Source organism: Salisaeta longa DSM 21114 (assembly GCF_000419585.1).
Taxonomy (GTDB): Bacteria; Bacteroidota; Rhodothermia; order Rhodothermales; family Salinibacteraceae; genus Salisaeta; species Salisaeta longa.
In genome coordinates, this window is the sequence record NZ_ATTH01000001.1 from 498,869 (window position 1) to 519,279 (window position 20,411).

Here is a 20,411-nt window from a genome sequence, read left to right on the forward strand (position 1 = left end):
TGCGTGTCTGTATTGTGCAACGTATGCGCTGCATCGTTCCCCCTTTTACCCACCATCCCCACTTATGACAGCAGCTACGACGTCCATCACGCCGGCCTTGCAGGCCCTGCTCGACACGGTGCGCCCGTGGACGGGCGTCCGTATTCGGCCGCGGGCGCCCGGCGTGCTCGCCTTCGTGCTCAACACAACCGAAATTGGGCATCTCCACCCGGCCGGGCGGCTGGATATTCCGTTTCCCGAGCGTATTGCAGCGGTGCTGCGGCACGAGACAAACGCAACCCGCCACCCCATCGACGAAAAGAAAAACTGGGTGGTGCTCCGCATCGATTCGGTGGAGGACGTGCCCGAGGCGGTGCGGCTGTTGCGCCTGGCCTACATCTATCGCCGTATCGTGCGGAGCGATGCAGCCGCCGAGTGGCAGGCGCTTCGCGAGGAACTGGCCACGCTCGATGTGCCGCCGGCTGTGCTGGATAGGTATCAGCGCGTGCTGGCGCGCCGCCGCGGCCCAAAAGATGGCGCACAATGAAACTCTACGGACCGCATTCGATCCAATGCGCAGTACAATGTCTCACGCAGCCTTTGGCTACAGGGTTGCCGTATCGTCCGATGAGGCCGGTCCCGCCTCACGGGTGTTCCGCTTGATTTCTCTAATCACTCGTCTATTTAGATGAACACACGTGACAAGCTCGATGCCCTCTCCAAGAACTTGTGGTGGAGTTGGCACCCGCGCGCTCGCGGGCTCTTCCGCCGCCTGAATCCGGAGGTGTACGCAGCAGCGGGCAACAGTCCGCAGGCAGCGCTTGAAAACCTCGACCCGGAGGTGCTGGCAGACGCGACGTTCCAAGCCGATGTTGACGCCGTGTATGCGCGGTTTCAGGACTACATGGACCGCGCGCCGCTGGTGGACGATGCCCCCACGACGGCTTACTTCTGCATGGAGTACGGCCTGCACGAGAGCCTCCCGCTGTACTCGGGCGGGCTGGGCGTCTTGGCGGGCGACCATGCCAAGACTGCCTCAGACGTCGGCCTTCCGTTCACGGCGGTGGGGCTGTTCTTGCGCGAGGGCTACTTCAAGCAGTCGTTCGATGCGGAAGGGTGGCAGCAGGACGATTACCCGGCGCTCGACCCCGACAACCACCCCATGACGCGCGTCACGGACGACGACGGCGACCCGCTCATGGTTACGGTGCAGATTGGCGAACAGCCGCTGCACGTGCAAGCGTGGAAGATCGCGCTGGGGCGCACCGACCTGTATTTGCTCGATAGCGATCTGGATGCGAATCCGGAAGCGCTGCGCAGCCTTACCACCCGCTTGTATCAGGGCGGCGACCGCGAGCGCATCCAACAGGAGATCATTCTTGGCATTGGCGGCCTGCGCCTCTTGCGCGCACTGGGCGAGACGCCCGAGGTGTACCATGCCAACGAGGGGCACTGCGCGTTTTTGATGCTGGAGCTGCTGCGTGAGCGCCTCGATGCTGGCGACCCGCTGCCCGATGCCGAGGCGTGGGTGCGCGAACGTACCGTCTTTACCACGCACACCCCGGTGCCCGCGGGCCACGACCGGTTTGCGCCGCCGCTCTTTGAGGAGCAGATGGCGCCTTTTCGGAAGGCGCTTGGGCTGTCGAGCAAGGAGCTGCTCGCCTACGGGCGCGAAGACCCGTCGGATGCCACCGAGTCGTTTTGTATGACCGTGCTTGGCCTCAAGCTGTCGCGCGCTGCGAACGGCGTCTCGAAGCTCAACGGCCACGTCGCGCGCCAGCAGTGGCAGGGGATGTACCCCGAGAAGAGCCTCGACGAGGTGCCCATCGGCCACATCACCAACGGCGTGCACCTGCCCACCTGGACGGCCGAGCCGGCCCGCGCCTTTTTGCGCGAGCATCTGTCCGGCGACTTCGAGACCGAGCAGCACAAGCCGTCGTTTTGGGCGCCCCTCGGCGATCTCGACGACGAGACGCTGTGGCACTACCGCACGATGCTGCGCAAGCGGCTCATCGCGTTTATCGACAAGCACGTGAAGGAGCAAACGCTGCCGCAGCAGCCCGCGCTCAACCCCGACGCTTTAACGATTGGCTTTGCGCGGCGCTTTGCGACCTACAAGCGGGCCCCGCTGATCTTCACCGACCTGGAGCGCGCCCGGGCGCTCTTTTCGGATTCCGAGCGGCCCATTCAGCTGATCTATGCCGGCAAGGCGCACCCGGCCGACGACGGCGGCAAGCGCTTCATCCAGCGCATCTACGAGATCAGTCAGCAGCCGGGCTTTCACGGGAAGGTGATCTTCCTGGAAGGCTACAACATGGAAATTGGTCGGATGCTGGTGTCAGGCTCTGACATTTGGCTGAACAACCCGCGCCGCCCGCTCGAAGCCAGCGGCACCAGCGGTCAGAAGGTGGCGGCGCACGGCGGGCTCAACCTGTCGGTGCTCGACGGCTGGTGGCCGGAAGGCTACACCGGCGACAACGGGTGGGCCATCGGCCCCGAGCCCACGGGCGACTACGGCACGGCCGATGCGGAGGTGCAGGACGAGCAAGATGCCGAATCGCTTTACACGCAGCTTGAGGAGCACGTCATCCCCACGTTTTACGACCGCACCGATGGCATCCCCGAAGCGTGGGTCGCACAGATGCGCAACGCCATGACGGGGCTCCCGGCACCGTTCTCGGCCCAGCGCATGGTGTTCGACTACGTAGAGCAAATGTATCGGACTCCGGCGCTTTCCTAAAGCCCGTCTCCACCACAGCGCAAAAGAGCCTGCGAGCATTCCGCTTGCAGGCTCTTTTTTTATGTCTGAAAATATCTACTCAAGCCATCGATCCGTTAACGCATCGGCCAGATGATGGGGGCGAGCACGATGACAACGATGAGCAAGATGATCTGCAAGATGCCGCCAATGCGAATGAAGTCCGAGAATTTGTAGCCGCCCGGGCCGTACACCATCAGGTTGGTTTGGTAGCCAATGGGGGTTATAAAGGCCATCGAGCCCATCAGCGTCATGGAGATCATGAGGGCGCGGGTGTCAAAGCCGAGCGTCTGTGAGATGGAGAGGACGATGGGAAACATGAGGGCAACGGCGCCATTGTTCGTGATCAATTGCGTCAGAATCATGGTGCTGATGGTCACGCCGGCAAGCACTGCCCGCGGCCCATAGGCCTTCATGACGTCCACGATGCCCTCGCCCAGCAGCCGTGCTGCGCCGCTCGCTTCCAGCGCCTGGCCCAGCCCGAGGGCCGCGCCAATCACAATCAGTACGTTCCAATCGACCGCCTCGCGGGCCTGGCCCGGCGTGAGGATGCCCGCTGCCACGATGACGAGCGCGCCGAGCGGCCCAGCCACTGCAATGTTGGCCAGGCCAGAGGCCACAAGCCCAACGATGGCTACGATCACTGCACCCGACAACCAGAGCCGCCAGCCGCCAAACCGGCGCGGAGCGACCGATTCCTCCGTGGCCTCACCGCCCTCCTCACTGGTAATGAAAAACTCCTCGGACTCCTCGAAGGTCTCGCGGAATTCGCGCTCGGTGTCGAGCAAGAGGGTGTCGCCGGGCCTAAGCTCTACATCGGTCAGGGGCCCTTCAAAGCGTTCGCCTTTGCGCCGTAGGCCGGTTACAGCCGCCCCAAAGCGCTCCGGGAATTTGACCTCTCCGACGGTTTCTCCAATCAGCGATGATCCTTCGCGAATGACGACCTGATGCAGCTCGCGCTCATCTTCGGCGGCCCGCTCCACATCGGTAAGCGCCAGGCGCAGCCCAGGATACGGGTCAAGATCGAGTTGTTCATCGGGCACCGGAGTGCCGTTTGTGTCGTCTTCGAGCGATCGTACGACGTCGCGCTCTGCGAAGAAGAGCCGATCGCCCGGCTTAATCGTCTCGTCGTGCTCCACCGGCGCGATGAAGCGGTTCCCCCGCTCAATTTGCACGAGGGCAAACCCCGGCACAAACTCCAGATCCGCCTCCTCCACCGATTGGCCGATGTAGGGCGAGTCGGCGGTCAGCTCCACCTCGACAAGCTCGGCGCGCTCCTCTTCCTCCTGTTCGCGGATGTCCGTCCGGTCGGGGGTCAGGTACGGAACAAAAAAGATGACATAGAACAGGCCAACGACGGCGCACGGCACGCCCAGCCACGCCAGTTCGAAAAATCCGAAGCCCGCCATGTTGTGCGACTGCAGCAAGCCATGCACCACCAGGTTGGTGGACGTTCCGACGAGCGTGTTGATGCCGCCAAGGATGGCCGCAAACGAGAGGGGCATGAGCAGCTTGGAGGGCGAGACGTCGTTGCGGCGGCACCAGCTGCGAATCGCCGGGATGCCCATGGCCACCACGGGCGTGTTGTTCAGGAACGCGGAGTAAACCGTCACCGACGGGCACATCCGCAGGAGGATGCGCTGTACATCCGGGGTGCTGCCCAGAATGAAATTGCTGGCACGATCTAGCGCCCCGGTTTCGCGGAGGCCAGCGGCCACGACGTACAGCGAGCCAAGCGCTAGCAGCGTGGAATTTCCGAACCCACGCATGGCACGCTCCAGAGGAATGATGCCGGCCACAATAGTTGCCAGAAGGCCCGCCACAAGAACGGCGTCGGGGCTCAACCAGTCGAGCATGAGTGCGGTGAGGACCACTACCAAAAGCAGCAGCATGAATGCAACACTAAAGCTCATCGTACGCCTTCTGCTTTGCGGGAGATAGCACCAGGAGGGGATGCAGGTAAATCCGATACGGCTGCCGGTTCCCGACCAAAGTGGCGGGGCGTAATGCTCAATCGTCCCAATTGCGGTGCTGAGTACGCAGCCGGCGCATAGCAAAAGACATCGACAGCCTGTGCGGGCGCTTTGTGTTAGCGGCGTGGAAAGATGTGACCGTTTGGCTGCTTCATTGCAAACCCGAAGCGTTGAGACGTTATTACATATCGCCAAGCATCTGCTGGCCGATGGGACATTGCAGGCAGCGCCCCGGGGTGCAGTAGTGCTGGTGCAGGCGATGCAGTCCCTGGACATCGCGCGCCGACTTTGGGTCGGCCCCGAGGGCTTCGTAGGGTCGGGTAACGGCGTTGCTTGGTGCCGGAAGGGCGCGCAGTACCTGCCAGACGGAGTGCTCCTGGGCCTCGTCCTGACGCTCGTGGGCATCGCGCAGCATCACGGGCAAGAGGGCGTTGGTGATGAGCGTATCGATGCGCGCGCGTCCAATCGAGGGGTCAAAGGGTTTTGCGGCGCGTTTGCCCAGCCGGTAGTGCGTGCGCCAAAAGTCTGAAGGGGTGGCGGCAAGAAGCGCCCGGAGTGCTTCCACGGGGGCATCGTCGCGCAGCGCCTGCCGGAGCGCGGGCAGCGGCCGGTCGCGCAGGAAGCCCCCGGGACGGCACCACGCCACCGCCTGGGCAATGCGTAGCGGAGCAAAGTTGTTGGGGCGTAGCCGGAAGAACGTCCAGGCCGTGCGCGGAAGCGTTTGCAGCTGCAGGCGTGCATTGAGCCGAGCAAAGCGGTCGCGCAGCGCCATCGCGTAGTCGGCCGTTGCGCGGTCGGCATCGAGCAGGTCGCCCGGTTGCGGGATGAGGCCGGCCACGCCCAGGTGCAACGCCTCAATATCGCGGGGCGCGTCCATGCAGCGCACCAGATCGAGTGGGATGCGCTCGGCCAGCTGGGTCATGGGGGCGTCGTTTTTGGCGTAGCCCAGCCCGGCGTACAGCCGATGGTGGAGCGCATCGGTCAGCGTAATGGGGGCGGGCAGTGCACGGGCCTTGGCCGTTAGGCGCTCGCGCCCGAGGCGCGCGATCCAGGCCCGCCGTTTGGCTGGGGACAGCGCGGGCCACGCCGGGGTGCACGGCAAGGTGTCATCGCGCAGCCGGTACGCGCGCAGCAGCGTGCGGACGCGGTCTTGCAGGCGTGGCGCAAGCACCACCTCTGGCAGCGTAGAGCCGTCGTGGCGCAGTAAGCCGCCCGTCCACAGATCGGGGTACAGCGTCACGTGTAGCACCACGCTGTCGTAGCGCGGATCGGCCTGATGATCGTGGGCGAACCAGTCCCCCGAAGCCGTATGAATTTCGACGGCGCCGCGCCACGTGGTGGGACCAATCTTGAGGTGGGCATCGAGGAAGTCGGGGCCGGCATCGGTATTGGGCGTGCCCGGGTCGAACACCGTCACGGGACGCCGCGTGGTCGTTTCGAGGCCGTCCGTAGAAAAGCGCTGCTGGTGCCACAGGTCGTGCACGAACGCCTCGGGCACCGCTGCCGTTTGCGCATCGGGTTCGCAGAGCAGCACCGCGACATCGGTGCCGCCCACCGTGTAGACATGACGCGAGACCTGCGACGAAGCATGCATAACCGAGCGCAAAGCAATGAGGAGGCGTGTGGGATATTTAAGACACGCCACGCCTTACGCTCGTAACGTCGTTTACAAGCGCTGGGTAATCTGTGGGAGGATGGCATCCTTCCAGGGCATGAACCGATCCGCCAGGATGGCCGCGCGGGCTTCGGCCATCAGCCAGAGGTAAAACGCCAGGTTTTGGTGCGTGGCCAGCTGCAGGCCCAGGATCTCGTTGGACTTCAGGAGGTGGCGCAGGTAAGCCTTGCTGAAGTACTGTGAGGCATAATTGTCCAGTCCGGGGTCGATGGCGCTATGGTCGTTGGCCCACTGCGCATTGGTGATGTTGATGCGGCCCTCCGTGGTAAAGATGGTGCCGTTGCGACCGTTGCGGGTAGGCATCACACAGTCGAACATATCCACGCCGCGCGCGATATTTTCGAGCAGGTTCTCGGGGGTGCCCACGCCCATTAGGTAGCGTGGCTTGTGCGGCGGCAACAGCGGCTCGACGACCTCCACCATGGCGTACATCAGCTCGTGGGATTCGCCCACCGACAGCCCCCCAATCGCGTAGCCCGGAAAATCGAGGTCGACCAGGGCACGTGCCGATGCGCGACGCACCGTGGGGTACGTAACGCCTTGCACGATGGCGAACGCGGCCTGCTCGTGCCCGTACCGGGGGGCGGTATTGGCCAGGTGCTCCTTCGCGCGTGCCGCCCACCGAACGGTGCGCTCGTTGGACGAGCGCGCATACGCCTCGGAGACATCCGCGGCGGGGCACTCGTCGAGCACCATCATGATGTCTGAGCCAATGCTACGCTGCGTGTCGATGACGGACTCGGGGGTAAACAGGTGCTTCGAGCCGTCGATGTGGCTGCGAAAGGTGACGCCCTCTTCGTCGATGGTCCGGCGGTCGGCCAGCGAAAACACCTGATAGCCGCCCGAGTCGGTGAGGATGGGGCCGTCCCATTGCATAAAGGGATGGAGCCCGCCGGCCGTCTCCAGCACATCCAGGCCGGGGCGCAGGTACAAGTGGTAGGTGTTGCCGAGGATAATTTGCGCGTTGAGGTCGGCCTTCAGCTCGCGGGGCTGCACGGCTTTCACGCTCCCCGCCGTGCCCACCGGCATAAAGATGGGCGTTTGGATACTACCGTGAGCGGTTTGAAGATGGGCGGCGCGGGCGTTTGACGTAGCATCCGTGTGTTCCAGCGTAAAATCCACAGGCAGCGGCTGTTGCGGGAAAAGGGGCGAGCGGTTGGCGTGCGCGTTCGTTAACGTGTTAGGCCTCAACTGAAGCGGGCACCGAGGCGTGCGGAAGTTCAAACCAGAAGCGCGTGCCGCGGCCCTGGGTGCTCTCGACGTGAACCTTTTCGCCATGGGCCTGCACAATTTGCTGCACGATGCTGAGGCCGAGGCCGGTGCCGCCGCTTTCGCGCGAGCGATCTCTATCGACGCGGTGGAAGCGCTCAAAAATGCGATCCAGGTGCTCCTCCGGGATGCCCTTGCCGGTATCCACAACTTCGATGCGAACCTTATCGAGGCGCTTGGTGACGCGGCAGCGCACGGAGCCCTCATCGGTGTACGCGATGGCATTGTCCATCAGGTTGACGAGCACCTGCCGGATGCGCGCCCGATCGGCGTTCACGTAAAACTCCTGGACGTCCGTGTCAAACACGAGATCCTTCTTGTCGGCCTTGGGGCGCAGCATGTCGGCGACTTCACGGACGAGGCCTTTCAGGTTGAACTCCTGGCGCGAGATGAGGTCTTCGCGGTATTCGAGGCGCGCGATCTCGATCAGGTCCTCGAAGAGGTTGCTGAGGCGCTGCAGGTTTGTGAGCCCTTTTTCGGCAAAGCGTTTTTGCATTGCGTCTGTAAGGTTGGTGCTGCTGAGCGCCTCCAGGTACCCGCTGATGGCAAGGATGGGGTTGCGCACCTCGTGCGAGACGTTGCCGATGAATTCGTTTTGGAGCTGGGCGAGCCGTTCGAGCTCCTCGATCTTTTCGCGGAAGGCCTCCGAGGCGCGGTTGAGGCTTTCGGCGAGGTCTTGGAACTCGGCCGCCCGCGACTCCACCGAGATGCGCCCGGCAAGGCGTCCATCGGCCACGCGCTTGGCGGTGTTGCTGATGGCCTTCAGGGGCGTCGTCACCTGATAAGCGGCCACCCAACTTCCGATGATGGCCAGGATGAGGGCGAGCACCATACCCAAGATGAGCACCACCTGCGTGCGTTGCGCGAGCGCGTAGAGGGGCGGAGCGGGTTGCCCAATGACGAGCGTGCGCGCCGGGGCAATCGTTCGGGCTGCAAAAAAGACGGGCCCCGAGGGGCCGTTCTCCTGGCGCATGTAGTGCAGCGCGGCGCCCGCTTGCATGAAGTCGGAGTTGCGTTGCACGTAGTCCGGCAAGTGGCCGTAGGTGGTATCGGGCGTTACGATGGCGACGTGCAGATCCGTGAGCTGCTCCAGGCCCGACACGGTGCGCTGGAGGTCGGCGGTTGACGTGTCGGCCGTCACCTGCACGGCGAGCCGGTGCATTTGGGAAGACAGCGTTTTGCGCATGGCCGTGTGCATCTCGCTGCGCAGCACGGTGGTAACGTAGAGGGCGGCGAGCACGACGGCGGTGCCCACAAACAGCGCGAAGGTGAGCACCATCCACGTTTGCGTGGAGGCGCGCTTCGGAAGCAAGAGGTCGCCTAATTTCTTAAACATAAGCAGGACGGGCCGGAGCTAAGAGCGAACACATCAGCGCAGAGCTAAACGCAATGCGCGCCTGGACCCATCGCGTAGGGTCGCAGGCGCGCATCAACAGAACGGCGGGCCGCATTACGCCTCGGCCGATTCCTCTTCACGAACAAACCGGTAGCCCACGCCGCGCACGGTTTGGATGTGCTTGGCGAAGTCGCCCAGTTTTTCCCGCAGGTTCTTGATGTGTGCGTCGACGGTGCGCTCGGTGACCATCATGGCATCTTTCCAGATGGTTTCGAGGAGTTGCTGCCGGGTAAAAGCCTTGCGCGGGTGACGCACGAGGTAGCGCAGCAGCTCAAACTCGGTGAGGGTAAGCCCGAGGTCTTCGCCGCCAAGCTCGGCGCGGTACTCGTCTTCGTAGATGACGAGGTCATCCACCTCCAGGATTTTGCTCTCTTCAATGCCCGAGCGGCGCAGCACGGCTTTCACGTGAGCCACCACCACCTGTGGGGAGACGGGTTTTGTGAGGTAGTCGTCGCCGCCCATCATGAGGCCTTGCACCTGGTCTTCCTCCTCGGTTTTGGCGCTGAGGAAGATGATCGGGATGGTTTCGGTTTCGACGCGCGAGCGGATGCGTTGACATACTTCGTAGCCGTCGAGCTCCGGAAGCATGATGTCGAGCACGATAATGTCGATGTCGGGGCTCGCTTTTTCGATGGCTTCTTCGCCGGAGTTGGCGGTGTGAACGGTGTAGCCTTCTTCCTTCAGGAAGTGGCTTACGACCTCCACAACATCCTTTTCGTCGTCAACGACGAGCACATTGATGTCACTCGGATCAGCGGTAATAGGCATAAGGGTACTGGAAGTAGTCAACAGGAAAAACGGACGGTGTAAGGCGCACGTCGTCCACACATCAAAAAAGCAGAGCGCGGATTAACGTTACGGCTAAAGTTGTAATAATGTTGTCTTGTTTCCGGAGCAGCGCTCAAACGGCGGCTCATGCAACATAGTTGCGAGGCACGCGGGCGTCGAGGCGGCAGAAAATTTCGTAGGGGATGGTGCGCGCCCATGTGGCCACGTCGTGGGCCGTGGGGCCTTCGGCGTCAAACAGCACGGCGGTATCGCCTTCGTGTACGCGTTGGGCGAGCGCGCCCTCCGGACGGCCAAGATCGACCATGCACATGTCCATACAGATGGTCCCGGCAAACGGGCGGAGCGTGTCGTTGATGCGTACGCGCCCATATTTTGAGCACAGCCGCGGGTAGCCATCGCCGTAGCCTACGCCGAGGGTGGCGATGCGTGTGGGTCGTGAGGCGGTCCACCGCGCGCCGTACGAAATCGACGTTCCGGGCGACACCGTTTTCAGGTGCACGACCGGCGCGCTGAGGCGCATAACGGGCCGTAGGGACACCGTGAGTGGAGCGTCGGCCGCGGGCGGCACGCCGTACAGCGAAAGACCGGCGCGCACAAGGCTGTGCTCGGTTTGCTGCATCGCCTCGTTTAGGTACAACAGGGCGGCGCTGTTGGCCAGATGCACCGGCACGTGGGGCCGCTGGAGCGTTGCGCGAAGCTGCTGAAAGCGCTGCAGTTGCTCGCGGGCGTAGGCGCTGTCCGGTTCGTCGGCGGTCGCAAAATGGGTCCACAGGCCGTCCACCTTCAGGTGCGAAGCCGCCTGGAGCTGCTCCAACAGCGCGGGCGCATCGGCGGGCGAGCACCCAAGGCGGCCCATGCCGGTATCCACCTTCAGATGTACGCGCAGGGGGGTACGAGCGCTGGCAAGCGCCGCCACCACGCGGGCCGACGAGGCCGTGACCGAGAGGTCGAACTGCGCATAGCGCGTTAAGGCGTCTGTGTCCGGCGCCCCCAACACCAGGATTGGGGTCTTAATGCCGGCCTCGCGGAGGGCAGCGCCTTCGGCGAGGCGGGCGACGGCGAGCTGCTCAGCGCCTGCCTCAATGCACGTTTCGGCCACCCGCACCGTCCCGTGTCCATACGCATTGGCCTTTACGACAGCCATGAGGCCGGCCGGCGCCGCGCGGCGCGCCAGAACACGCACGTTGTGCCGCAAGGCCCCCAGGTCGATAGTGGCCTGCGGGCCCGTGGCGCATGCCGCAATGGTTGGGGAGGCAAGAGACTCGATGGTGCAAGCAGACGTTGGCAGGTGTATTTTCTACAGACGTTGTATAGGCCGGATCTTCATGATGGGTTCCGGCAGGAAGCGCTCCCATTGCGGGAACGTGGCGTGAAGGATTCGTGGGCATCTTGCGAACGGATGCGGTTCGTGCTACGTTTGGTGTACAAACGAACGGCTGCTCGCTCGGCCCCCGGCGGTGATCCTCCCGGCTGTGGCTACGGAGCCGGCGCAGCCTTCGATGCTCTAAGCTTCTGCTCACAGATCGGTGGTCTCATGCATCGCTTATTTTCTTGCCTCGTTGCCGTTGCGCTTTGTGTTGTGTTCGTCGGACCGGCACAGGCGCAGCCGTCGCCGGCGGATACCACAGTCCAGTTCACGCTTGAGGCCATCCACGCCAGCGGCGCCTTCAGCCCCGAGCGCTTTCAGGGCGGGCGCTGGGCCGATAGCGGGCCGGTGATTACGTACATCGAGCCGTCGGATTCCAGCGCGGCAACGCACCTGATGCGCTACAACTTGGAGACGGATGAGCGCACGCGCCTCATCAACGGCGAAAACCTCTATGCCGATGATGTCGATCGCCTCATTAAAATTCAGGGCTACGAGTACAGCAACGATGGCAGCAAGGTGCTCATTTACACCGACTCGAAGATGGTGTGGCGCCGGGCCACGAAAGGGTTCTACTACGTCTATAATCTCGAAGAGCAGACGCTAACGCCCATTGCGCCGCGCGATGAAGGCTATCAGATGTTTGCCAAGTTCAACCCGTCGGCTACGAAAGTGGCCTTCGTGCGCGAGCGCGACCTGCATGTGGTAGACCTCGCGACGGGCACCGAAACCGCGCTGACCACCGATGGGGGCGAGAATGGCATCATCAACGGCACGTTCGACTGGGTGTACGAGGAGGAATTCGGACTGCGAGACGGCTTCCGCTGGAGTCCGGATGGACAGCACATCGCATTCTACAAGCTCGACGAGTCGGTGGTGCCGGAGTATCGGATGACGAATCACACCACGCGCTACCCCACCTACACGACGTTCAAATACCCGAAGGCGGGCGAGCAAAACAGCGACATTAAGGTGGGCGTGATTGACATGGCCGAAGCGGGCACGCCGGAGGCCATCACCTACTTCGACACCCAGACCTGGGACCCGCAACTGACGAAGGCGGAGGAGGCGACCGACCCGCATGAATACCTCGCACGTATGGGCTGGACGCCCAAGATAGACGGGACGCATCAGGTGTGGATGTTTCGCCTGAACCGCGAGCAAAATCGCCTCGATGTGCTGTTCGGTGCACCCGGCGCTACGCAGCCCAAGGTGCTGCTGGAAGAGCGGCAAGAGACGTACATTGACGTTGAGGACGGCAAGCTCCAGTTCCTGGATGACGGCAAGCACTTCGTATACCTCTCGGAGCGCACCGGCTACAACCATGTGCACTTGTACCGGAATGACGGCACGTACCTTGGGCCCATCACCGATGGAACCTGGGAAGTTACAGAGTTTCATGGCATCGACGAGGGGACGCTGACGGCGTACGTTACCGCTACGCGCGACACGTCCATCGAGCGACAGTTGTACAAGGTACCCGTGTCGCTGAGTCGTCATGAGGCGGCGCCTGCCCCCACACGGATCACGGAACAGACGGGCTGGCACAGCATCAACTTTTCGAACGACCTGTCCTACTACATCGACCAGTACTCCAGCGTGACTACGCCGCCGTCGTGGACGCTGCACCGCGCCTCGGGGGAACAGCTGGCGGTGCTGCAATCGAATCAGGCGCTCGATCGGCAGCTTGAGGCGCTGGGCGTTCCGGTGCCTACGTTCACCTCGGTGCCCGCCGCCAACGGCATGCCGCTGAACGCTTACATCATCAAGCCCACCGACTTCAACGCGGCCCGCGAATATCCGCTGCTGATGTATGTGTATGGCGGGCCGGGCGCGCAGACCGTAACCAACCGCTGGGGCGGCTCGCGCATGCTGTGGCATCAGTACCTTGCCGACACGTACAACATTGTGGTTGCAAGCGTCGACAACCGAGGCACCGGTGGGCGCGGCAAGGCGTTTCAGGACATTCCGTATGCCCAACTGGGCCAGCCCGAGGCAAAAGACCAGATCGCCGCGGCTGAGCACTTTAAGGCCATGGACTACATCGCCGACGACCGCGTGGGCATCTGGGGCTGGAGCTACGGCGGCTACATGACGCTGTTGTCGATGATGTACCAAAAGGGGCCCGACACGTTTTCTGCCGGGATGTCGATTGCGCCGGTTACCGACTGGCGCAACTACGACACCATCTACACCGAGCGCTACATGAAGACGCCGCAGCAAAACATGGACGGCTACCGCAACGGGGCGCCCGTCACGTATGCCGACGAGCTGAACGTCGATCAGGACTTGCTTCTGGTGCACGGCAGTTACGACGACAACGTGCACTACCAGAACAGCGCGCAGATGGTGAAGGCGCTGCAGGCGGCCAACAAGCAGTTTCGGTTTATGGTGTACCCGCTGCGCGACCATGGCATCTACGGCGGCAACACGCGGCTGCACCTGTTCACGATGCTAACGACCTTCGTTGAGGAGTCGCTGATTGAGCAGGAGGCGATGGTGGGTGCCGCGCGTTAGCTTTGCCGCACGATCGCATGCCGGTTGGACGTTGCAATTCGTTGGGTACTATGCCGCCTGCTGCCGCCACGCGGTCGACGTTTCGGAGCATTCATCACCCGGGCGCGGATACGCCGGCGGTGTACTATGCGCGCCGGTTCGGGAAGGCCCTGCTGGTGTGCGTGCTTCCGGTGTTCATTGGCGTGACGGTGCAGGCCCTCCTCGGCGCGCGCGTCTGGCCCCTGGCGCTGTGGGGAAGCGCGGGCGCTGTGGGCGTTGCCGCCGCCTGGATGCCGTTCATTGTGCGGGCCCAGGTGGCGGCGGTGGTGGTGCGCGGCGATCAGGTGGCGGTGCGGCGCGTGCACGACGTGCTGGCCGGGCGCGTGCTGCAATGGACCCCGATCCTTGGCGCGCGCCTCGCGGGGGACCACGTCACGCTCGTGACGCAAACACAAACGTATACTCTGCGTCCGAGTCAATGGCCCAGCTACTCTGAACTGACCGACGCCATCAACCATGCCCGAGGCCGCACCACCCAACGAAGCCACCGATGAGCCCGCCCCCCGCGACGCCCCGGCCGATGCGGTGCAAAACTACTGGGACTACTGCCCCAACTGCGGCAGCCGGCTGCAGAACAAACGCTGCAAGTACGTGTGCCCGGCATGCCATTACTACATGTCGTGCAGCGATTTCGACTAGGTTTTGCGTGGAAGATTCCCGTTTCAGGAGATGCGTGTGACGATGGGCATCTAGTGGGCGGCGCGTTGGGTGTATCCGCCACGCGTTTGGTCCGAATCCATTCCCGATCCATGACAAGTCCGATGCTGCCCGTTCTTCTTTGGGAACTGGCGTGTGCCCTGCACACCGACCCCGACGGGGCCGCGCTGGCCGCACGCATCCGGGAGGGCGACCGCGAGGCGTTCCGCACGTTCTTCGATCGACACCACGCGCGCCTTGTGGGCTACGTGCGGTCGCGCGGTGTGCCACAAGGCGCGGCCGAAGACATCGTGCAGGAAGCGTTCCTGTACATCTGGACCCACCGTGAGGCCATCGACCCGGAGCAGTCGCTTCGGGCGTATCTCTTTCGCATCGGATACACCCGCGCCCTCAACCATAGGCGCGATCGTACGCGGGAGGAACTCACCGACGATCCGTCGTCTCTCGATGGAGCCACCGCACAACGGCCCGACCGAGCGCTCGCTGATCAGGAACGCACCGAGCAGATCGAAGCCGCCATCGCGCAACTTTCCGAACGCCGCCGATCCGTCATTGAGCTCTGTATGCTCGAAGAACTCACGTACCGCGAGGCCGCGCAGGTGCTGGGCATCACCCGCAAGACCGTCGAAAACCACATGGGCCACGCGCTCAAAGATTTGCGTGAGCGGCTCCGCCTGGCGGAGGACGGGTCCGCTGGTAGCGGCCCATGAGGCAGCGAATACCATCTATCTTTGATTCATCATATCTTAATAAAAAGCATTGGGGGGAGCCGTTGGGGGGTCGTGTATGCCGGGTGAAGCAACACTGCACGACATTCACTACCAACCAACGATCTGCTTTAGATCCATGATGCATTTACCCATAACGCGACGCCTTGTCGCCCTGCTCCTGCCCCTGTTCCTCGTCGTGACGGCGTGCGATTCCGGCGCTCCCACCGCGACGGACGATTTCACGGTTACCAGCGCGGACGCAGCCGAAGCGGTTGCAGCCGCTCTAGGCGAAACGACCGGAGGGGCCATTGCCGAAGTTGAAGACGCGGCCGGCGGCGTGTACCACGGCGACCCCTCCAGCCTACTCACGAGCAAAGCATTCAGCCGAGACTGCGACTACGACGACGCAAACGTCTGGTGGACCTGCACGGTTGACGGCTCTGTCGGCAATAACCTGCGCACGTTATCGATCGATCGGACCGTACGGCTGCAGTTTTTTGATGCCAGCGGCACGCCGCAGCCCCGGTACCAAACATCAGATGGCCAGACCGCCGAGTCGCTGACGTACACGATTCTGGAGGGCGCGGGCGACTTCGAGGGCCCGCGGCTTGCAGGGCGGTACACCATCAACCTGAACGATGCTGACCCCTCGCAGTGGACCGTTGCCAACATCGACAGCGACACCCTATCAGTCAACGGACAGCGGAGCCATGCGCGGTTCGATTCGCTGACCACCGCGCGGACGATTCGTATACGCAATGCGCAGGCATCGTCCACGTTTGAGGATGTGGTGTTCGTGCAGGGCAGCGGACTGCACAGCGGCACCATCCAAGGAACGTACGCCGCTGAGGTGGAGCGCACGCGCGACGGTGAAAGTGTTACGCGGAGCATCGCGCTGGAGTATGTTGCCGAGATCGAGAACGGCCAAGCCACGGTGACCATCACCGGAGACGGCGTGCGCTTCAACGGCGATGCGTTTACCTTCACCACGAACCTGGAAACGGGAGACGTTGTAGAGTAACGCAGTGACGTGCCGTTGCTGCATTGCACGACGGAGGCAGCGCGGCCGAGGCTACACTCGCCCGGCTGCCTTCGCTTTTTGGGCCTTTGCACAACGCCGTCAATTGTTTTGTACTAAAGCAGGCACCGCGCACCTGTCATAGTCTGAAAGAGACGGGGCGCGGTGCACCCACAATCCATCCCCCGTGCGGGTATGCCTGAATCTCCCGAACCGCTTCCCCCCGACGACCGGCACCGTGCCCTTGCGGCGCGCATCGGCCACGTGCTCGATGCACAGGGCACGCTCGACGATGCGCCGCCCGCGCTCGCAGACGACCCGCTCATCGACGCGCTGGCCGCGTATCGTGCGGTGCGCCAACAAGACCGCGAGGTCGCGCCGGACGCATCGGGGCGGATGTGGCAGGGCATCCAGGAGAAAATCGGCGACGATGCGGCGCGCGCGCGCCGAGCCGATCGGCCGCCGCAGCCCCGCAGGCAGCCGCCGATGGGCGTGCGCTGGTGGGGGGCCATAGCGGCCACAGTGGCCGTGCTGATCGGGGTGGTGTGGTGGACGGTGCTCCGCCCGCCGGCGCCCACACTTCTTGCAGCGGCCCAGCAATCCATCGTAACGTATCAGACGGCCGGGGGCGCTACGGTCCGGCTCCGGCCGCATTCGCGGTTGTATCGCGTGGACGCGACCGACGCGCCCCGTTTCCGTCTGGCCGGCGAGGCTCACTTTCAGGTGCCCCCGCAGCAGGGCGCGCCCTTTACGGTCGTCACCGACCGGGCCAAGGTGCAGGTGGTGGGCACCGCGTTTACTGTGCGCACCTGGGCGCCCGCCCCAACCGTGTATGTGTCGGAAGGGCGCGTGCGGCTATCGAGCCGGACCACCGCTGCTGCGGCGACGATTGCGCCGGGCGAACGCGGGAGCCTGGTGGCCGAGGACTCCGTCGCGGTTACGCAAGCGGCCGCGGCCCCGTACATGGGCTGGCTGCAGCAGACGCTCACGTTTACCTCGCGGCCCGCGGGCGATGTGGCCCGCGAGATGGAGCAGCACTTCAACATCGCCGTGCAGATGCCCGACACGGTAGCCACGCAGCGCCTCACCGGCCGCATCATGCTTACCGAGCGCTCGCGCGCCCTGCGTGAGTTCGGCCTTGTGCTGGGCGGGCAGTTCGTGCGCACGGCGCCCCGCACGTACCGGTGGGAGGCGCGTTCGGCCCCGGGCGCCGTTGCCCCCTAGCGTTCACAATTGGTTGCACGTCATGCGCCTGCTACAGATGTGGGGACTTGCGGTCGTTCTGCTCCTGGGATGGGCAGATCGGACACACGCTGTGCCTTCCGATGCACGAAGGCCCTCCGTTGCGACAGATACAACAGCCCTCGCCTATGCGCGGGCGCCGCTCCGGACGGTGCTAGCTGACATCGAGGCGCAGACGAACGTTCGGTTTCTGTATCGAGATGCGCTCGTTGCGGGCGTCAATGTCTCGCTGCAAGCGCCCATAAGCCAATGGGCCCGGGCGCTCAATGCAGCCCTTCGGCCCCTTGGGTTGCACGTGGTGCTTGACGCGTCGGGCCAGCAGGCAATCCTTATCGCAACCAGCGACCGTGCATCACCGGCTACATTGCGCGGGTACGTGCTGGATGCCGCGACTGGCGCCCGCTTGCCGTATGCAACGGTTAGCTGGTGGGCAGACGGCGCGTTGCGCGGGACGGTGGCCAACGGGTCGGGCCTGTTCCAGACGAAGCTGCGCGGTGTGGCGCCGCACGACACGCTGCATCTGCGCGTCTCATACGTAGGGCATCAGCCGGCTCGTGTGGTCGTGCGGCCGCAGCAGCTTCCCCGTGAGCTCGCGGTGCGCTTGCAGCCGAAGCCCACGCAGGCACCGGCCGTAACGGTGCACTCCGTCGCGTTGCAGTCCCCGCTCAATGATGACCTGCATGCGCTGGTGCGCCCCGGGCGTATGGCGCCACTGGGCGAGGCGAGCGTGCTGCATGCGCTGGAGATGCTGCCGTCGGCCACGCTCGGTCCCACACTGGGGCGTGGGCTTAGCATGCGCGGCAGCCCGCCCGATGCCTTCCGCGTGCTGCTCGACGGAGCCCCGATGTACGCCACGAGCCATCTGTTTGGGCTGTTTGATGCCTACAGCGGGGCAGCCCTGCAGGCGGTGGGTTTCTATTACGGCGTGCCGCCGGCGACCTATGCAGCCGCTCCGGGCGGAGTGCTCGCACTCAAAACGCAAGCCGGCGACCAGACCGCCACGCGTCTGCAGGTGGGGGCCAGCAACACGGCGCTTCAGGCAATGGCCGAAGGACCGGTAGCTGGCGGGCACGGCAGCTGGCTGGTGGCCGCGCGGCACAGCTACCTAAACGCCGTAGACTGGCTCGGCAATGCGCAGATCGTTCGGCAAGGGCTGGGCATCAACCCGCGGATGGAGGCGATACCGGCCGATCGGACGGTATCGGGCCCCCCGGTGGTGCAGTCTGAAGCGCGGACGGCGCGGTTCTATGACGTACATGCCAAAGGCTTGTGGGAAACGGACGCGGGCGGGCGTTTCGCACTTGGTGTGTACGTGGGCGGCGACGAGGCGCAGGAGAGGGCACAGCGCGTGTTTTTGGTGGGGGAGGACCGGCGCGACCGCACCCTTCAGCAGGAACCGGTGGACGCCAACCATGCCTGGGGAAACGAATCGGTGGGCGTGCAAAGCACCTGGCCGCTGTCGGATCGCCTGATGCTGCACACAACGGCCGCCGGCAGCTACTACCATGCGCGCCTCTTGCGCGACGACTTTATTGGTGTCGGATTCCGCACGCGCTCCGATCCGGTCCGCTGGGCCTACCGTTACACGCTCCGCAACACGCTTTTTACCGGCCGATGGGCGCAGCAGCTGGCATGGATGCCCACCGGGCCCGGAACGTGGACGATGGGCTACGACGTGCGCATGCACCGAGGCACGCTGACCGATGCCGTAGATGACGACGCGCGGTATCGCCTGGACCGCACCGCGTGGCAGGCCGATGCGCATGTGGAGTGGGCCCACACGGTGGATCCCCTACTGGACGTACGCGCCGGCCTGCGCGGGCAGTTTTTCAGTCTTGGCTCGCGGGCGCAGCTTGCCCCGCGGGTGGCCGTGCGCTTGTATCCGCAGGCGCCGCTGACGCTTGGGATAGGCTACAGCCGCACGCACCAGTTTCTGCATCGGCTCGCGCTCACCAACGATAGCATCGACCTGTGGGCGATTCAGGGGCCACGCACGCCGCCCACCACCAGCGATCAGTGGACCGCGGGTGTGTACTGGACGCGTCGCCCGTCCGCCAGCTATGGGACGACGGTCCAGGTGGAGGGCTACCGCAAGACGCAGCATCACCTGTGGCAGTACACTTCCTTTACGCAGCGCAGCGTGTTGCCTCAGCGCGGGCAAGGCCGTCCGTTTACCACCGCCAACACCGTAACCGCTCGGGGGCTAGAGGTGCTGGCCCAGCAGCATGTGGGCCCCGTAACGGCGAGTGCGAGCTACACGTGGGCGCGTGCGCAGCTGCATCCGCCGTCTGGTGGCTCGCGGCCCGCGCCGTGGGACCGCCGCCATCAGGCCACCGCCCGCCTCGAAGCCCGCGTAGGATCCGGCCTCACGCTGTTTTCCAGCGCCTACTACGGCACCGGCGTCCCCAACACGTACGCCGCCCTCCCCGGCGAACCGGCCCGCCTCCGGCCCTACCATCGATTGGATGTGGGCGCCGCGCTGACGGCAACCGTCAACACGGCGCAGCTCACCGCACAGCTAACGGTGCACAACATATACAACCGCGACAACCCGTGGTACCGAACGCCCGTCTTGGCGATTGAGCAATCGCCCCTCCGTGCGCCGGGCCCAGCCATCGCCGCGTCCTGGACCGGAGCCACCGTGTACGACCTCGGCCTGCAGCCTGCGTTTTCGTTCAGCATTCAGTGGTAACTGCTGGGCGGGGCCGCTGGGGACTAAGAACCTGTTTTAGGCTGTGTTTGAAAAATCAGCGTGAGCGCGCGCCCGTGGGGGAAGCCGGAGCTGCACGGCGTTCGAAGCAGCGGTAGCGGGCCTACTGCGATGCAGAACAACGCAGCAGGAGCGGCTCTCCAACTGGGCGCAGTCCGCGAGGTGTTTTTAGACACAGCCTAATTCATGCCTCCGGGCTCCGCGCGGCCCCGATGGGCTGCAAATCGCCCCGGCCTTAGCCCGTAGCGCCACTACGCTGCGTAGCAAGTGCCCTTGGGGTGCGAACCGCGCCCGAGGTCCGATTTTCGCACCA

15 protein-coding genes are annotated in these 20,411 nt (G+C 64.1%); 9 read left to right on the forward strand and 6 right to left on the reverse strand.

Features of this window, described 5'->3' with window-relative positions:
* The first annotated feature begins 64 nt into the window (after positions 1–64).
* Both SALLO_RS17530 and glgP read left to right on the forward strand, forming a co-directional pair.
* Positions 65–526 (forward strand): luciferase domain-containing protein, encoded by a 462-nt coding sequence (locus SALLO_RS17530; protein WP_022834692.1) that lies wholly within the window; start codon positions 65–67, stop codon positions 524–526.
* Positions 527–667: 141 nt separating this feature from the next.
* Positions 668–2,719: an alpha-glucan family phosphorylase gene (gene glgP / locus SALLO_RS0102195; protein WP_022834693.1), complete on the forward strand. Its 2,052-nt coding sequence runs from the start codon at positions 668–670 to the stop codon at positions 2,717–2,719.
* Between the two features lie 95 nt (positions 2,720–2,814).
* On the opposite strand, the gene SALLO_RS0102200 is transcribed toward glgP, so the two are convergent.
* The 6 genes from SALLO_RS0102200 to alr all read right to left on the reverse strand — a co-directional run bounded on the left by SALLO_RS0102200 (position 2,815) and on the right by alr (position 11,133).
* Positions 2,815–4,650 carry an SLC13 family permease gene (locus SALLO_RS0102200; RefSeq protein ID WP_022834694.1) on the reverse strand — a complete coding sequence of 612 codons (1,836 nt, stop codon included), beginning with the start codon at positions 4,648–4,650 and terminating at the stop codon, positions 2,815–2,817.
* A 241-nt stretch (positions 4,651–4,891) separates the two neighbouring features.
* Positions 4,892–6,304 carry a DUF2851 family protein gene (locus SALLO_RS0102205; RefSeq protein ID WP_022834695.1) on the reverse strand — a complete coding sequence of 471 codons (1,413 nt, stop codon included), beginning with the start codon at positions 6,302–6,304 and terminating at the stop codon, positions 4,892–4,894.
* Between the two features lie 72 nt (positions 6,305–6,376).
* Entirely contained in the window at positions 6,377–7,507 is a 1,131-nt protein-coding gene (gene tgt / locus SALLO_RS0102210) for a tRNA guanosine(34) transglycosylase Tgt (protein WP_022834696.1), read from the reverse strand.
* A 58-nt stretch (positions 7,508–7,565) separates the two neighbouring features.
* Positions 7,566–8,990 carry a sensor histidine kinase gene (locus tag SALLO_RS0102215; protein ID WP_022834697.1) on the reverse strand — a complete coding sequence of 475 codons (1,425 nt, stop codon included), beginning with the start codon at positions 8,988–8,990 and terminating at the stop codon, positions 7,566–7,568.
* Positions 8,991–9,104: 114 nt separating this feature from the next.
* Positions 9,105–9,818, reverse strand: a complete 714-nt coding sequence (locus SALLO_RS0102220) for a response regulator transcription factor (RefSeq protein WP_022834698.1) — start codon at positions 9,816–9,818, stop codon at positions 9,105–9,107.
* A 145-nt stretch (positions 9,819–9,963) separates the two neighbouring features.
* Entirely contained in the window at positions 9,964–11,133 is a 1,170-nt protein-coding gene (alr, locus tag SALLO_RS0102225; RefSeq protein ID WP_084696103.1) for an alanine racemase, read from the reverse strand.
* A gap of 240 nt (positions 11,134–11,373) precedes the next feature.
* On the opposite strand from alr, the gene SALLO_RS14625 reads away from it, so the two are divergent.
* From SALLO_RS14625 to SALLO_RS0102260, 7 genes are all read left to right on the forward strand, one after another.
* Entirely contained in the window at positions 11,374–13,722 is a 2,349-nt protein-coding gene (locus SALLO_RS14625; RefSeq protein WP_022834699.1) for a S9 family peptidase, read from the forward strand.
* Positions 13,723–13,772: 50 nt separating this feature from the next.
* Positions 13,773–14,255 carry a hypothetical protein gene (locus SALLO_RS0102235; protein ID WP_022834700.1) on the forward strand — a complete coding sequence of 161 codons (483 nt, stop codon included), beginning with the start codon at positions 13,773–13,775 and terminating at the stop codon, positions 14,253–14,255.
* Positions 14,218–14,400 carry a hypothetical protein gene (locus SALLO_RS18345; RefSeq protein WP_022834701.1) on the forward strand — a complete coding sequence of 61 codons (183 nt, stop codon included), beginning with the start codon at positions 14,218–14,220 and terminating at the stop codon, positions 14,398–14,400. Before SALLO_RS0102235 ends, SALLO_RS18345 begins: the two co-directional genes overlap by 38 nt.
* A gap of 110 nt (positions 14,401–14,510) precedes the next feature.
* Positions 14,511–15,128, forward strand: a complete 618-nt coding sequence (locus SALLO_RS0102245; RefSeq protein ID WP_028566805.1) for an RNA polymerase sigma factor — start codon at positions 14,511–14,513, stop codon at positions 15,126–15,128.
* Positions 15,129–15,264: 136 nt separating this feature from the next.
* Positions 15,265–16,149: a hypothetical protein gene (locus tag SALLO_RS0102250; protein WP_022834703.1), complete on the forward strand. Its 885-nt coding sequence runs from the start codon at positions 15,265–15,267 to the stop codon at positions 16,147–16,149.
* A gap of 192 nt (positions 16,150–16,341) precedes the next feature.
* Positions 16,342–17,370 carry a FecR family protein gene (locus tag SALLO_RS0102255; RefSeq protein WP_022834704.1) on the forward strand — a complete coding sequence of 343 codons (1,029 nt, stop codon included), beginning with the start codon at positions 16,342–16,344 and terminating at the stop codon, positions 17,368–17,370.
* Positions 17,371–17,392: 22 nt separating this feature from the next.
* A complete protein-coding gene (locus tag SALLO_RS0102260) occupies positions 17,393–20,080 on the forward strand; it encodes a TonB-dependent receptor (RefSeq protein ID WP_157621138.1) in 2,688 nt (895 codons plus the stop codon).
* Positions 20,081–20,411: the final 331 nt, after the last annotated feature.

Excerpts from the sequence above, each read along its gene's own strand:
- SALLO_RS18345 (WP_022834701.1), top strand. The coding sequence starts at position 14,218 with ATGCCCGAGGCCGCACCACCCAACGAAGCCACCGATGAGCCCGCCCCC.
- SALLO_RS0102205 (WP_022834695.1), bottom strand. The coding sequence starts at position 6,304 with ATGCATGCTTCGTCGCAGGTCTCGCGTCATGTCTACACGGTGGGCGGC.
- SALLO_RS0102245 (WP_028566805.1), top strand. The coding sequence starts at position 14,511 with ATGACAAGTCCGATGCTGCCCGTTCTTCTTTGGGAACTGGCGTGTGCC.
- SALLO_RS14625 (WP_022834699.1), top strand. The coding sequence starts at position 11,374 with ATGCATCGCTTATTTTCTTGCCTCGTTGCCGTTGCGCTTTGTGTTGTG.
- SALLO_RS0102260 (WP_157621138.1), top strand. The coding sequence starts at position 17,393 with ATGCGCCTGCTACAGATGTGGGGACTTGCGGTCGTTCTGCTCCTGGGA.
- glgP (WP_022834693.1), top strand. The coding sequence starts at position 668 with ATGAACACACGTGACAAGCTCGATGCCCTCTCCAAGAACTTGTGGTGG.
- SALLO_RS0102235 (WP_022834700.1), top strand. The coding sequence starts at position 13,773 with ATGCCGCCTGCTGCCGCCACGCGGTCGACGTTTCGGAGCATTCATCAC.
- SALLO_RS0102255 (WP_022834704.1), top strand. The coding sequence starts at position 16,342 with ATGCCTGAATCTCCCGAACCGCTTCCCCCCGACGACCGGCACCGTGCC.
- SALLO_RS0102200 (WP_022834694.1), bottom strand. The coding sequence starts at position 4,650 with ATGAGCTTTAGTGTTGCATTCATGCTGCTGCTTTTGGTAGTGGTCCTC.
- SALLO_RS0102220 (WP_022834698.1), bottom strand. The coding sequence starts at position 9,818 with ATGCCTATTACCGCTGATCCGAGTGACATCAATGTGCTCGTCGTTGAC.
- SALLO_RS0102215 (WP_022834697.1), bottom strand. The coding sequence starts at position 8,990 with ATGTTTAAGAAATTAGGCGACCTCTTGCTTCCGAAGCGCGCCTCCACG.
- SALLO_RS0102250 (WP_022834703.1), top strand. The coding sequence starts at position 15,265 with ATGATGCATTTACCCATAACGCGACGCCTTGTCGCCCTGCTCCTGCCC.
- SALLO_RS17530 (WP_022834692.1), top strand. The coding sequence starts at position 65 with ATGACAGCAGCTACGACGTCCATCACGCCGGCCTTGCAGGCCCTGCTC.